Annotated in this window: 17 protein-coding genes and 1 pseudogene; 13 read left to right on the top strand and 5 right to left on the bottom strand. The window is 41.3% G+C overall.

Features of this window, described 5'->3' with window-relative positions; translation table 11 throughout:
* Nucleotides 1-414 precede the first annotated feature (414 nt).
* The 3 genes from mtnA to V7K48_RS20110 all read left to right on the top strand — a co-directional run bounded on the left by mtnA (nt 415) and on the right by V7K48_RS20110 (nt 2299).
* Nucleotides 415-1467 (top strand): S-methyl-5-thioribose-1-phosphate isomerase, encoded by a 1053-nt coding sequence (mtnA, locus tag V7K48_RS20120; RefSeq protein WP_335074967.1) that lies wholly within the window; start codon nt 415-417, stop codon nt 1465-1467.
* A gap of 297 nt (nt 1468-1764) precedes the next feature.
* Nucleotides 1765-1980, top strand: coding sequence for a hypothetical protein (locus V7K48_RS20115; protein ID WP_335074966.1), 216 nt, complete (start codon nt 1765-1767; stop codon nt 1978-1980).
* On the top strand, nt 1949-2299 hold the full coding sequence (locus V7K48_RS20110) for a hypothetical protein (RefSeq protein WP_335074965.1): 351 nt from the start codon (nt 1949-1951) through the stop codon (nt 2297-2299). Before V7K48_RS20115 ends, V7K48_RS20110 begins: the two co-directional genes overlap by 32 nt.
* 177 nt (nt 2300-2476) lie before the next feature.
* Here the strand turns inward: V7K48_RS20110 and V7K48_RS20105 are convergent, their stop codons facing one another.
* Nucleotides 2477-3898 (bottom strand): NADP-dependent isocitrate dehydrogenase, encoded by a 1422-nt coding sequence (locus V7K48_RS20105; protein WP_335074964.1) that lies wholly within the window; start codon nt 3896-3898, stop codon nt 2477-2479.
* A gap of 275 nt (nt 3899-4173) precedes the next feature.
* On the opposite strand from V7K48_RS20105, the gene V7K48_RS20100 reads away from it, so the two are divergent.
* From V7K48_RS20100 to V7K48_RS20070, 7 genes and pseudogenes are all read left to right on the top strand, one after another.
* On the top strand, nt 4174-4896 hold the full coding sequence (locus tag V7K48_RS20100) for a GUN4 domain-containing protein (protein WP_335074963.1): 723 nt from the start codon (nt 4174-4176) through the stop codon (nt 4894-4896).
* A gap of 31 nt (nt 4897-4927) precedes the next feature.
* Nucleotides 4928-5020: pseudogene (locus V7K48_RS20095) on the top strand (type II toxin-antitoxin system HicB family antitoxin); the annotation flags it as partial.
* A 57-nt stretch (nt 5021-5077) separates the two neighbouring features.
* Nucleotides 5078-5350, top strand: a complete 273-nt coding sequence (locus V7K48_RS20090; RefSeq protein ID WP_335074962.1) for a BrnT family toxin — start codon at nt 5078-5080, stop codon at nt 5348-5350.
* Nucleotides 5337-5603 (top strand): hypothetical protein, encoded by a 267-nt coding sequence (locus V7K48_RS20085; RefSeq protein WP_335074961.1) that lies wholly within the window; start codon nt 5337-5339, stop codon nt 5601-5603. Before V7K48_RS20090 ends, V7K48_RS20085 begins: the two co-directional genes overlap by 14 nt.
* Nucleotides 5604-5659: 56 nt before the next feature.
* Entirely contained in the window at nt 5660-6829 is a 1170-nt protein-coding gene (locus tag V7K48_RS20080) for an ABC transporter ATP-binding protein (protein ID WP_335074960.1), read from the top strand.
* A gap of 111 nt (nt 6830-6940) precedes the next feature.
* On the top strand, nt 6941-7732 hold the full coding sequence (locus tag V7K48_RS20075; RefSeq protein WP_335074959.1) for a superoxide dismutase: 792 nt from the start codon (nt 6941-6943) through the stop codon (nt 7730-7732).
* 421 nt (nt 7733-8153) lie between these two features.
* Nucleotides 8154-8765 (top strand): FG-GAP-like repeat-containing protein, encoded by a 612-nt coding sequence (locus tag V7K48_RS20070; protein ID WP_335074958.1) that lies wholly within the window; start codon nt 8154-8156, stop codon nt 8763-8765.
* 378 nt (nt 8766-9143) lie between these two features.
* On the opposite strand, the gene rsmG is transcribed toward V7K48_RS20070, so the two are convergent.
* Nucleotides 9144-9881: a 16S rRNA (guanine(527)-N(7))-methyltransferase RsmG gene (rsmG, locus tag V7K48_RS20065; protein ID WP_335074957.1), complete on the bottom strand. Its 738-nt coding sequence runs from the start codon at nt 9879-9881 to the stop codon at nt 9144-9146.
* A gap of 119 nt (nt 9882-10000) precedes the next feature.
* Nucleotides 10001-10675, bottom strand: coding sequence for an ABC transporter ATP-binding protein (locus tag V7K48_RS20060; RefSeq protein ID WP_334970920.1), 675 nt, complete (start codon nt 10673-10675; stop codon nt 10001-10003).
* Between the two features lie 333 nt (nt 10676-11008).
* Between V7K48_RS20060 and V7K48_RS20055 the strand changes: the two genes are divergently transcribed.
* The 3 genes from V7K48_RS20055 (at nt 11009) to V7K48_RS20045 (ending at nt 12967) form a co-directional block, all read left to right on the top strand.
* Nucleotides 11009-11968 carry a Sll0314/Alr1548 family TPR repeat-containing protein gene (locus V7K48_RS20055; protein ID WP_335074956.1) on the top strand — a complete coding sequence of 320 codons (960 nt, stop codon included), beginning with the start codon at nt 11009-11011 and terminating at the stop codon, nt 11966-11968.
* A 106-nt stretch (nt 11969-12074) separates the two neighbouring features.
* Nucleotides 12075-12527: a DUF3531 family protein gene (locus V7K48_RS20050; protein WP_335074955.1), complete on the top strand. Its 453-nt coding sequence runs from the start codon at nt 12075-12077 to the stop codon at nt 12525-12527.
* Between the two features lie 8 nt (nt 12528-12535).
* Nucleotides 12536-12967: an NUDIX hydrolase gene (locus V7K48_RS20045; RefSeq protein ID WP_335074954.1), complete on the top strand. Its 432-nt coding sequence runs from the start codon at nt 12536-12538 to the stop codon at nt 12965-12967.
* A gap of 37 nt (nt 12968-13004) precedes the next feature.
* On the opposite strand, the gene V7K48_RS20040 is transcribed toward V7K48_RS20045, so the two are convergent.
* Nucleotides 13005-13385 (bottom strand): type II toxin-antitoxin system HicB family antitoxin, encoded by a 381-nt coding sequence (locus tag V7K48_RS20040; RefSeq protein ID WP_335074953.1) that lies wholly within the window; start codon nt 13383-13385, stop codon nt 13005-13007.
* A 34-nt stretch (nt 13386-13419) separates the two neighbouring features.
* Entirely contained in the window at nt 13420-13593 is a 174-nt protein-coding gene (locus V7K48_RS20035; protein ID WP_335074952.1) for a type II toxin-antitoxin system HicA family toxin, read from the bottom strand.
* Nucleotides 13594-13701: the final 108 nt, after the last annotated feature.

Genomic DNA, 13701 nt, shown 5'->3' with positions numbered 1-13701 from the left:
TTAACGCTACGTAAATACACTATCTCAAAAGTATCCTAGCGTTATCATTTCATTTGGTTAGCCACCTTTAGATTTACTTTATAAATAGCCTCTAAACAATGCATATTTTTGTTGTACAGCAATATTTTCAGCTTTTTAGCAGATTGATTTAACATACTAAATACTGAAGAGCCGTTTTATTTATGGAATCGAATAAGAAATTAAACTTTTTTTTAGCCTGTGATCCTTATCATGACTGTATTTTCAAGTTTTAAGATTTACTATAAACCTGTAATTTTAATACCTTATCATAAAAGCAACCCAAGAACCAGATGTTTTATGGGAATATAGTTAATTGAATTTTGGTTTTTCAAATGAACTCATCAGGGTGCATTAAAGTAAAAAATATTGCTTATCCACTAACTACCTTTTTCTATGAGACTTTCTACAAACCAGGTCTATCCCGTTATTTGGCACAATGACTCAGTGTCACTAATTGATCAAACGCGCTTACCAAACGAATATACATTTGTGGAAATTCACCGCAGTGAAGATATGGCGCGGGCGATTAAAACCATGATTGTTCGAGGTGCGCCTGCAATTGGTATGGCTGCTGCATATGGAATGTATCTTGGTGCAAGGGAAATTCAGACAAGCGATCGCCACGAATTTTTGCAACACTTAGATAAAGTAGCCCAGATGTTGCGTTCTACTCGTCCGACGGCGGTAAATTTATATTGGGCAATTAGCCGGATGATGAAAGCCGCTTACGAAACGCTGGGAACGGTAGAAGATATCAAGCAAACCCTGTTGCAAACAGCCCAAGCAATCAACGCTGAAGATTTGCAAACCTGTCAGACGATCGGCGACAATGGTTTGGCAGTCTTGCCCACTACCCCAGAAAAGCTGACGCTGCTTACCCACTGCAACGCTGGGGCGCTAGCTACTTCTGGAGCTTTGGGTGTTGTGCGTTCTGCTTGGAGGGAAGGACGTTTAGAGCGTTTATTTGCCGGCGAAACCCGTCCCCGTTTGCAAGGTGCAAAACTCACCACTTGGGAATGTGTGCAACAAGGGATTCCAGTGACATTAATTACTGATAATATGGTAGCCCATTGCATGAAACAGGGTTTAATTCATGCTGTAGTTGTGGGTGCTGATCGAGTTGCTGCTAATGGCGATACCGCTAATAAAATTGGGACATATAGTGTAGCGATCGCAGCTAAAGCACATAATATCCCCTTCTTTGTCGCTGCACCTTTTTCCACCGTTGATTTTGAATTAGCCGATGGCAGCAAAATTCCCATTGAAGAACGCGATCCAAGAGAAATCTATCAAGTTGGTGATACCATTCTCACACCTGCGGGTGTAGATTTTTACAACCCAGCTTTTGATGTGACTCCGGCTGAGTTGATTACAGCAATCATTACAGAGAATGGAGCGATCGCACCAGGGGAATTGGTGAAATCTCAGCTAAAGCAAGTAGCTTAAGTAGCTGGACAAAAATATTTATAGTCATTGCGAAGTTGTGAAGCAATCCCAAACCCTTGCGATTGCTTCTCTACGAGACGCTGTGCGAACATTTCACTTCGTTACACTCGCAATGACATTGTGTGATTAATTCTGTCCGACTACTTAACATCAATCCTGTATGAAGATGAAGATGCATATAACATTGATCGGACTTTGTAAAAAAGTAGTGCCAAATCCGGCTAAAATGCTTGAATTTGAAACTATTCCGCTCAATTAAACAGTATTGACCTCAACTTCTTTAGTAGGAATTATGTGATGAAAACGAGTAAATCTTTGGCGATAGTGACTATCTGTGCCCTGTCAGCATTCACCATTCCATTTGCTGCGATGAATCTGCGTCAGGCGAATGCCTACCCCAAAAAGGATTGTGATCGCTTTGCAGTTGGCACATACCTCATAACAATTATCTGGTGCATCCTCAGCCCGCGAACTGCTAACGTTGACCCAAGATGGCAACTTTTTCGCCTCTGACTCCAGCCAAGCTGGTATTTCGGGTACGGCTGGCGTGGCAGGGCAACCCTTTGGTAATATACAGGGACGTTGGAAGTGTACCGGGAACAGGGAGATCACCGTTACGGCAGTCAACTTCGGTTTTCCAACTGGGACATTATCCGTTAGCGTTGTTCGAGATGATTATCATATAACGTTCGATTCCACAACTCAGGTAGTGCAAGGGACACTCATATTTCGTTCCTTCCCTTTAAACGCCAATCCGCTAAATAGAAATAATGATTCGTCAGTGAAGTCGTTCAAAACCACTTTCACAGGGCAGCGCGTCAACGCTGATTAAATTAACTTACTGACCACTTGCCAACGCTCTACACGCTCTAGAATATCCTACAAAGCCTCTTAATCCCTTAGACGTTAATCTTTGGCATTTATTAGCTGTCGAATTCACGTCAGGTTAAGAGGCTTGAAGCTAGCGTGCGGATTCTATTCGCCGGAACTTAAGTTGACACCAGTGCATTTAACCAAAATGCTGAATAATTGCCTCGGCAAATTCAGAACATTTTAAGGGTTCAACTGGCGGTTCTAGCAACCGGGCTAAATCGTAAGTGACTTGACTACTCGCGATCGCATCGCTTAAACCTTTCTTAACTAGGTCTGCGGCTTCTTGCCAACCCAGAAACTCCAGCATCATCACACCAGACAAAATCACTGAACCAGGATTAATCCGATCTAAGCCGGCGTGTTTGGGTGCAGTGCCGTGGGTGGCTTCAAATATGGCACTAGAATCACCAATATTTGCCCCTGGCCCCATTCCCAAACCACCAACAATGGCAGCAGCCGCATCAGACAAGTAGTCGCCGTTCAAGTTCATTGTCGCCAAAATCGAATACTCATCCGGTCTAGTTTGGATTTGTTGAAAAATACTGTCAGCAATCCGGTCATTCACCAAAACTTTATCTTTCCATTTGCCCTCGCCGTGGGTTGCCCAAATTGTGTTAAGAACAGTTTCAACTTCCTTGACAACTTGCTCTTTCTTGTCTTGAGTGAGAGCATTAAACCCAGGCTCAATCTGGCGGGCGTTTTCTTCCAAGGAAATATTGGGATTTTTTTCCTTGTTACTCAAAATCCAAGATTCCTGTTCAGTGACAGTTTCTTGGCGAAATTCATTGATTGCTAGTTCATAACCCCAATCGCGGAAAGCGCCTTCGGTGTACTTCATGATGTTGCCCTTATGCACCAAAGTCACTTGTTGCTTATGTTTGGGCAATAGCAAGGCGTGTTTGATCGCACGTCTGACTAGACGCTGGGAACCAGTTTTGCTGATGGGTTTGATGCCAATACCAGAATCAAGAGGAATTCGTTTTTTCCCATGTTCTGGGGTGGCGGGGATCAGTTCTTCGTTGAGAATTTTTATTAAGCGATCGCCAATTTCGCTACCTTGTCGCCACTCAATGCCTAAATAAATATCTTCCGTATTCTCTCGATAAACAATTACATCCAGCTTTTCAGGATTTTTGTGGGGTGAGGGCGTACCTGCATAGTAACGGCAAGGACGCACGCAGGCATACAAGTCAAAAATTTGCCGTAGCGCCACATTTAAAGAACGAATTCCCCCCCCAATGGGAGTAGTCAAAGGCCCCTTAATAGCTACACCATATTCTTCAATAGCCGTGAGAGTGTCTTGAGGTAAATATTGATAAGTACCGTATAAATCGCAAGCTTCATCCCCAGCGTAAACCTTGAACCAACTAATTTGACGCTGACCCTTATATGCTTTGGCTACCGCAGCATCTAGCACTTTTTGGGTAGCAGGCCAGATGTCTATACCTGTACCATCGCCTCGAATAAAGGGGATAATTGGATTGTCAGGTACGATTGGTTCACCATTTTTGAAGGTGATTTTTGCTCCGGTTGCAGGGGGGGTAATCTTGTCGTACATAGTTCACACACTCCTAATCGATACGCTGCTAGTTAAAAAAACCTTATCTGGCAGGCTTGTATATTTTGCTGTATCTTTTGTTTACCAAGCCATAAGGCGCAGATTTTCCCCCTATTCCCCTTGTACATTATTTGGGGATTAAGTGTGGGATTCAGTGAAGCGATCGCAATTTTGTACGATCAAAAATAGTAAACTACTTTTCGCTATCAGTGCTTTGTCTTGGAGAATGCCTGATAGCTTACCACTCTTTCACTGACCGCTAAAACAAGAATGGCATGACAGACCCAATGATTTTATCAGGCCCTGCTAATGACATCGACTCCCTCCGACGACCGTTAATCGCTGGGTCTGAAAAAGTCCAACAACAGATAATCCCACAGTTAGCTGAGTTGGGTAATGAGGGATTAGACGTGTTGATGGAATTTTTACTGAAACGACGTGACAACCTAGCGACTTGGGTTGATGGCAAAGCTTACCAAGTCCTTTACAACTCTGATGCACCTCAAGTCAAAGAATTTCTGCGATCCTGTTTTCCTGAAGGAATTGTACCTCTAAAATCAGAGTGCGGGATTAATTACAATTCTTTGCAACAGCTACTGGCTGTTCAAGACTTCCAAGCAGCCGATCGCGTGACTATAGAGAAAATGTGTGAACTATCAGGGCCAACGGCTGTACAACGAAAATGGTTGTATTTTAGTGAAGTAGAAAATTCCTCCGCTGTTGACTTGCAAACCATTAACAACCTCTGGTTAGTCCACTCCGAAGGTAAATTTGGCTTTTCAGTGCAGCGAGAAATCTGGTTGAGTTTGGGTAAAAACTGGGATAAATTCTGGCCGAAAATTGGCTGGAAAGAAGGTAATAACTGGACGCGATACCCTAACGAGTTTACCTGGAATTTGAATGCGCCTAGAGGTCACTTACCCCTCTCTAATCAACTTCGGGGGGTACGAGTTTTTGCTTCTTTACTCTCTCACCCTGCTTGGTCGAAGAATCCATAAAAATGATTTTGAGCTTACGTATAAATAGATTATGATCAATCCTAGCAACCGAGAATTCTACGTGCTCATTGAACGGGATGAAGATGGCTATTATGTCGGAGAAGTCCCTCAACTAAAAGTCTGTTAATGATGAAAGAGTACCTGCAAATTCAGGTATTTAAAAGGGTGATTTAATAATTCCATGAATTTTGAGTGGGACGAAAACAAAGCAGCAATAAATCTTTTAAAACATCAGGTTTCGTTTGAAGAAGCCAAAACTGTTTTTTATGATCCGCTCTATGTTGACTTCTATGATCCAGACCACTCTGAAAATGAAGAGCGTTATCTTATTATTAGAGAGTCAAGTCGGGGACGCTTACTAATCATGTCGTATACGGAGAGAGGAAATTCGATTCCTCTCATTAGTGCAAGAGAAGTAATGCCAACCGAGCGAGAAGCCTATGAAGAAGGGTAAGCCAGAAATGGAAGACGATCTGCGTTCAGAATATGACTTAAAGAGCCTAAGGTTTAGAAAGTTCGGCCCTGAACGAAAGAGCTTTGGTAAGACGACAATTCGTTTAGAACCTGATGTTGCAGAGGTTTTTCCCAATGCCGATGCCGTCAATGAAGCTCTAAGATTTCTGATTAGAGTTGTGCAGGACAACCAAGTTTCTGCACTTATAAAGCAGCCTCACAGTTCCTCAGAGGGGGGGGATAAAAGCCCCTAGTGCTGAATTGGAGGTTACTTGCCGCAGATCCCAAACTGAAAATATCAAATCAGATAATGGCAAACGTTCGTCTAGAAGAAATTAAACGTAGATTTAATAACGTCACCGCTATCGAGGATATTACCTTTGAAATTCCTGATGGCGAGTTTTGGGTTTTAGTTGGGCCATCGGGTTGTGGAAAGTCTACAATTTTGCGAACGATCGCTGGTTTAGAAACTGCGACATCTGGTAAACTCTTTATTGGCGATCGCTTGGTGAATAATATCCCAGCCAGACAACGGGATGTGGCGATGGTGTTCCAAAACTACGCTCTTTATCCTCACATGAGTGTGGCGCAAAACATCGGCTTTGGCTTACAGATGCGAAAGATTGACCGAAAAATCATTCAAGAACGGGTGGTGAATGTGGCGCGATCGCTTTCTCTGGATCACCTATTAGATCGCAAACCCAAACAACTTTCTGGGGGACAGCAACAACGGGTAGCATTAGGGAGAGCGATCGCTCGTGAACCACAAGTGTTTTTACTTGATGAACCTTTATCTAATTTAGATGCCCAATTGCGCGATGATACAAGGGCAGAATTGAAACAGCTACATCAAGAATTAGGCATTACAACTATTTACGTCACCCACGATCAAGTTGAAGCGATGACTTTGGCTGATAAAATTGTCGTCCTAAATCGAGGGCGGATTCAACAAATTGGCGATCCTCAAACTATTTATGCAAGTCCTGCTAATCAGATGGTGGCAAGTTTTTTAGGCAGTCCGCCAATGAATATTTTGCCTGCAATCTATCAAAATAACGGTTTTGATGTAAGTGGGCAGTTATTAGCGCTTCCAGCAGTTGTAAAAGAAAAATTACAGTTGCGTCAAGGACACAGTTTTGATTTGGGGATTCGTCCAGAGCATATTTTTCTTAATGAACCTTCAAGTCACCTTTCCTTAGGAACACTACGCGAACGTGTTGGTGAAGCTTCTGGTAGAGAAGCGTCTGGTAGAGAAGAACGCCAAGATGGAAATGAGAGTCAGCTGATTGTAGAAGTTAAACTGGTGGAACCTTTGGGAAGGGAAACTTTGATTCGTGCGAATTTACCTGGTACGGCGGTGGTGTTGAATATTCAGGTGGGTGGGGATGTGCGTCCACGTCCAGGCGATCGCCTTTCTCTACAACTCGATTTAAATCAATTGTTTGTATTTGATCCCAAAACTGGGGACAGAATCTTATAAATAGTTTCTTAAACTGCCAGAAATAATCGCAAATTCTCAATTTTTTGTAGCCAAAATCTAAGAAAATAAAAACTGCAATAGAGACTTAATGGATTTGCTGCAAAAACTTATATGACTATTAATCGACGCCATTTCTTGTTTTTACTCACAGCAGGTGCGGGTACTTTTGCATTAGATGCTTGTGCATTGGCAGAGAAATCCCCTGATGGAAACACTGCAATATCAAGTACAACAGCAAGTGCAACAGCAAGTACAACAGCAAGTACAATAGCAAATACAACAGGGGCTATCCAATTACCGCCTTTACTTTACGCCTACGAAGCACTAGAACCACACATCGATGCCAAAACGATGCGGTTTCACCATGATAAACACCATGCAACTTATGTGAAAAACCTGAATGCAGCCTTAGACAAACACCCAGAACTCAAAGGTAAAACTGTTGAAGAACTGTTGCAAAAACTTGACAATGTACCACAAGATATTCGCAAAACAGTACGCAATAATGGCGGTGGTCATGTGAACCATTCAATGTTCTGGAAAATTATGAAGCCGAAAGGTGGGGGAGAACCAACAGGAAATATAGCCTCTGCAATTAATCAAAATTTTGGCTCTTTCGCAGTTTTCAAAAAACAGTTTAACGAAGCTGGTGCTGCTCGTTTTGGTAGTGGTTGGGTTTGGCTAGTGCGTAACAAAGCTGGTAAGTTGGAAGTGACAACTACAGCTAACCAAGATAGTCCTTTAAGTGAAGGCAAATATCCCATCCTGGGTAATGACGTATGGGAACATGCATATTATCTCAATTACCAGAATCGCCGTGCCGATTATTTAGATGCTTGGTGGAACGTGGTTAATTGGGATGAGATTAACAAGCGGTTTGCAGAAGCCAGTAAATTTGCCTGAAACAAAACAACAATTTAGAGTTATAAACGCTTAAAAAATGGCAATAGAAATAACATTCTGCTGCCATTTTTTTGATGTGATATCAAATGTGGTGTGAAAATTTCCCTCATCACGTAAGTGTCCTCCTCTGCGTTTCTGGCTGAGATAAAAAAATAGCTTCATTCAACCCTTGCAGTTATTTTTTTATTTTTTGGAAATTTAATCTAGCTTAATTTTACGTGAAAATCCTGAATATATCTCAACAAATATTGTAATTAAGCTTACACATCTCGGCTAAATTATTTATACTTGCAAAAGCTCTATTAAGATGAAAATTTAAAATTTCATCATAATAACGCGTAAGACTTAGAATCATTTCTTCAAATGTGCAATTTGAGTAAAAACACTCTTGAGTCATTTTGATTATAAGGAGGATGTTCTCATGAAAATTGGTTGCAAATTATTCACGGTTGTTTTAACTATTCCATTATTTCTTGGAATTTTAAATTTTAAAGCACAAGCTCAAGTTACTAGACAATGGGGAACAGGTGACGATATTCCCGTTCCCGGCAATTATGATTATGATGGTATAACTGATTTTGCAGTATGGCGACCAAGTAATGGTACTTGGTATATAATTAACAGTTTTACAGGTCAAGTAGTTACTAGACAATGGGGAACACGTGGCGATATTCCTGTTTCCGGCGATTATGATAATGATGGTATAACTGATTTTGCAGTATGGCGACCAAGTAATGGTACGTGGTATGTAATTAACAGTTCTACAGGTGAAGTAGTTACTAGACAATGGGGAACACGTGGCGATATCCCTGTTTCCGGCGATTATGATAATGATGATATAACTGATTTTGCAGTATGGCGACCAAGTAATGGTACTTGGTATGTAATTAACAGTTCTACAGACCAAGTAGTTACTAGACAATGGGGAACACGTGGCGATATTCCTGTTTCCGGCGATTATGATTCTTCTATTGGGAGTGACTTCGCAGTATGGCGACCAAGTAATGGTACTTGGTATATTTTTGGGAATTAGGGCTAATATTTTGTCTGGTTAATTTCCTCCAAACAATATCTTTACCAACCCTGCTTTAACAAAGTTTAGTCTTTGCTCACCTCTTTCCCGCAAGCGGTGAGGAGTCATTTTATATTGCACAATTGGTATTACAGCTATTTTCAGATAAATAGACTACGCGGTAGGGGTTTAGCAATGCTAAACCCCTACGACAGATGGGGTTCAAATACATGAAAACTGTTTTTAATTGTGCAAACTTTTATCTTTTATGGAAACTGGTTATGACATTAATTGTAGTATGAATCACTCTTGTACCTTTTTTAAAAACGCCAAAATATAAACTTTCTCTCTGGGTAAGGCTAATTTATTCAGGAATGTCTTTTTTATCGCACTCTCCCCTCAAAGCGGTTTTTGAGAAGATACACCTACAGCACGGGGAAAATTAGCTGGTGTGTTTGCTACCTTACGCACATAAAGGCAATGACGAATGCTATCACTTAGAGGAGTGGTAAATTTTTCAATTAATTCAATCACACCACCTAGCTGATTAACAGCATTTTGCAAAACTGTGGTTTCTTCCTCTGTCCAATTACCACGATAAATTATGGCTAAACCACTCTGTTTGAGTAATGGTAGGGCATATTCTGCACAAACAGAAGCTGTGCCAACAGCGCGGATCAAGGCAATATCATAAGCTTGTCGGTGCTGGGGTTGCTGACCGATTTCTTCAGCCCTACCAACGAGAGTTTTGGCATTAGTCAGAGCAATTTCACTTAAGATTTTTTCGATAAAAGTAATTTTTTTCCGGGTTGAATCCATTAGAGTAATTTTGCAATTAGGTGCAGTAATTGTGACTGGAACACCCGGAAAACCTGCACCCGTGCCAATATCAATCACACATCCAGCATCTTGAAGAGATGGGATAAATTGTCCCTGTGGCGCAATTCCTTTAAGAGAATCCCAAAGATGTTTTTCCCAAAACTCTTGGGAGTCAGTGATTCGAGTTAAATTTAGTTGGCGGTTACCTTCTAGGATTAACTCATAAAGCCTTTGGAATTGCGCTTGCTGTTGAACAGTTGGTTGCCAATTGAGAGTTTGCTGCCAAATTTCTGCCATCTCAGGCAATAAGTTAGTCATTAGTTAGGAGTTAAAAGGAGAGACGCGATTAATCGCGTCTGTACAGGAGTTAGGAGTTATTTTCTTTATCTACCCATCTCTGATCTCCCTTATCTGTGTCATTTTCCCCTGCTTTCCTTTCATACTGCTGGAAGAGGTTCTTTAACTTTGGATTCTAGTGTCTTTGGGTCTACTGATTGTAGTTCACCGTGGTTGAGTGTCCAGCAACGGTCTGCGATCGCTAACAGATCCCCAGCATCGTGTGTCACTACCAACAGTGTCCAATCTTGTTTCAGTTTCGCTAATAAATTTACCAGCTGCCGACGCATTGACCAATCTAAACCAGCTGTGGGTTCATCCAATAACAGTAAATTTGGCTGGCGAATCAATTGTACTGCCAAAGCTAAACGTCGTTGCTGACCACCACTCAAAGCATGGGGGGCAGCAGAAAGCGATAAATGCTCTAATCCCACCTCACTCAAGGCCTGTCTGACTCGTTCTGACCCTAACTCAGGATGTCCTAAACGCAATTCTTCTAAAATTGAACCACCGCAAAAGTGCCGTTCTGGAAACTGAAATACCAACCCAGCCAATTGTTGCAGCTGTTCGGCTAGAAGTTCTTGTTCTCGCCAGAAGAGTCCGCCAGTAGTGGGTTCAGCTAGTCCCGACAAAATTTCTAGTAAGGTACTTTTTCCTGAACCACTTGGACCAATAATCAGACCTAGCTGCTGGGGTGCTAATTCCAAGTTGATCGATTTGAGAATCGCTGTTGGGCACGCTGTCGGGTGATAAATTAGATTTCGGAGATAGAGCATTTGTTAAGATTACCAAAAAATCAGCAAATTACTGATTAGCTAGACTGAGAGCGCATTACCTGGATTAACACCTTAATTTAGCAGCAACAATCATCCACTTTTCTTCTATTGTGGCAGAATCACTCTTAAACAATGGCTATAACAAGCTTGGGAACATGAAAAAATTATCAAAGTCAACTTTTATATAAGAAAATTTTGGTTGAAGCAGAGGCAAGTTAACACTTCGACTTCTCTACGAGACGCTACGTGAACGCTCAGTGTAAAAATTAACCATTTTTTGCATTCTAAGTAACACATACAACTATTTCAACCGCAATTATTCTGAGGGTTAAAATGACTAAAAGGTTTTCTTCGCCTCGATTAGTAGTGTCTACTAGACTCACTATGCTTGCTCAGACTGCTTTTGCTACTGCGTTCGCCTTTGGCGTTGCCCCTTGGGCAATCGCACTTAATCTATGGGTAAATCCCTCCCTAGCTGGCGATCCGTTTCGCAATAGTGAACCTCATCAAATTGGTGACCAAACAGAAGCAGCTTTTAAAGCGATTTTCCAACAAGGCAACTATCCAGCCGCAGAGCGTTATCTGGAACAAGCATTATCCAAAGAGCCAAATGAACCTCTAGCTTATGCCATGAAGGCATCTTTAGCATACGGAAATAAAGATTGGGCTAAACTAGACACCTACAGCCAGAAAACTCTAGAAGCCGGACAAAAACTGATTCCTAGCGATCCATTGCGTGGTAACTTATACACTGCTGTTGGTCATTTTTTAGAGGGTGCAGTAGTTATCACCCGTAAGGGTACAGTCAACGGTGTGCCGCAAGCCTTTAGTCGGTTGCGGCAAGTTTATGAATATTTAGACAAAGCTGAAGCAATTTCTGCTAACGATCCAGAACTGAATTTAATTAAGGGTTATATGGATTTATTGTTGGCAGTTAATTTGCCTTTTGCTAGCCCAGATCAGGCAATTGGACGGTTAGAACAAAATGCTGCTCCTGGGTATCTCGTGGATCGGGGTATTGCTCTTGCTTACCGGGATTTAAAACGGTATTCACAGGCACTAGAGTATGTCAACCGGGCGATCAAAACCACATCCGATAATCCAGAAATTTATTATCTCAAAGCCCAAATCCTGAAACAACTGGGGCAAAAAGAAAATAGCCAGCAGATGATCCAGGAAGCGATCGCTAATTTTGACAAAGCATTGACTAAAAAATCCCAACTCCCAGGCGATTTAGTTAAACAAATTGAGGGTGAACGCAGTCGTGCTGTTAGCCTGAACAATCCTAGATGATTGGGCATAGGGCATAGGGTATTGGGTGCAGAGGAGAAGAATTTTTCCCCCACTCCCCACTTTGATATGCTTATTTTCAGAAGAGTAATTGAGATATTAGACCAAAATGGAGATTCAGTTCCGCGAAATTAATCCTTTTGATATGTGGATTTGGCTGAAATTCAGTACAAATCCTTCTGCGCGTGAAAAGCAGTTTGTAGAAGAAGTTTTCAATTCCTGGTTTTATCTGGGTAAATTGGGTGCATTTAATGCAGAGAATCTTCAGGTGCAAGACACTGGACTCGATATCAGCTACATGAATTATGATGCACAAGGGTATGAAAAAAGTCTGCTAGCACTGATGCATAACATCGGTGAGTTTGAATATGAGGGTCAGTGGGGGCGTTGTTGGCTTGACTTAGGAACCAGTGATGCGATCGCTCTGGATATTTTAATCAACGCCCTCACACAGCTAAGTGAGGAATATGTCACCATTGAAGAATTGTACATCGGTGGCGAAAATCCAGATTGGCCTGTTGAGGATAGTGAAAGTCGTCCTCAGTCTATTTACGATAATTAGTTATAAAAATGAATAAAGCAGGCGAAATTCGGGTAATAACCTTAGGGTTAATTCGGGATGGCGAACGCATATTTGTTTCTGAAGGCTACGATCCCGTCAAGCAAGAAACATTCTATCGGGCTTTAGGCGGTGGTGTTGAATTTGGCGAAACCAGCCGTGACGCTTTGCAACGGGAGTTTCAAGAGGAAATTCAGGCAGACTTAACGAATATTAAATATTTAGGTTGTATAGAAAACCTGTTTATATTTAATGGTAGGCAAGGTCATGAAATTATTCAGCTTTATGAATGTGACTTTGCTGATTCAAAATTTTATCAACTGGAAAGTTTAGTTTTTTCAGAATCACCAAATCATAAACATAGAGCGTTATGGATAGATATTTCACGCTTGCAATCTGGTGAATTACGATTAGTACCTGAAGTATTTTTTGAATATTTATAAATTATCTGGAAATTGACTAAGATTGCTTTGCTGTTAATTATGCTACTGCACTCAACAAAGACACAATATACTGGTTGAGACTAACGCCTTCTTGTTCAGAAGTCTCAGCCAAACGTCGATGTAAAGATTTCGGCATCCGTAGCAGTAGTTTACCGCTATAGCTATCATTACTAATTGGTAAGGGAATATCATCGCCGGCTTCATAAGCTGTCTCAATCCACAATTCCCGCGCCTCATTGAGATTTGCCACTGTCTCTTCAAGGGTTTTGCCTTGGGTAAGACATCCAGGTAAATCTTTAATTTGAGCTACATATCCCCCCTCTGGGTCGGGGTAAAGTGTTAAAGGGTACTGAAGATTTAAATAATATTCTAAGGACCGCTTCTCAATCTGCTGGTTCTTTTGGTTCAGTGTCTTCATCAATCCACTCTTCTAAATTTAATAGTTCAACTATTTACTGTACATACATTCCTTTAACTTTTTGTCCTCCTGTTTTGGGTACAGTGATCGTTTTACCTTGGGAGTCTCGGAAGCTATGATGGCTACCCTTAGACCTTTTCTCTTCAAAGCCAAAAGCTTCTAATAGATAGTAAACTTCCTGAAACTGCACTTCTGGAGGTCGTTTCAAGAAGCAATCTACTAATTTTCTTAATTTGCTCATTCAGAGATGATACTATATATAGTATCAAAGTATCAAAGTTTTAAAATATAAAAAAGTGATCACTTGTTCAAGTAG

This window comes from Nostoc sp. (genome assembly GCF_036919615.1).
In the GTDB taxonomy this organism is placed as follows: domain Bacteria; phylum Cyanobacteriota; class Cyanobacteriia; order Cyanobacteriales; family Nostocaceae; genus Nostoc.
This window is presented reverse-complemented; position numbering and strand designations above follow the sequence as displayed.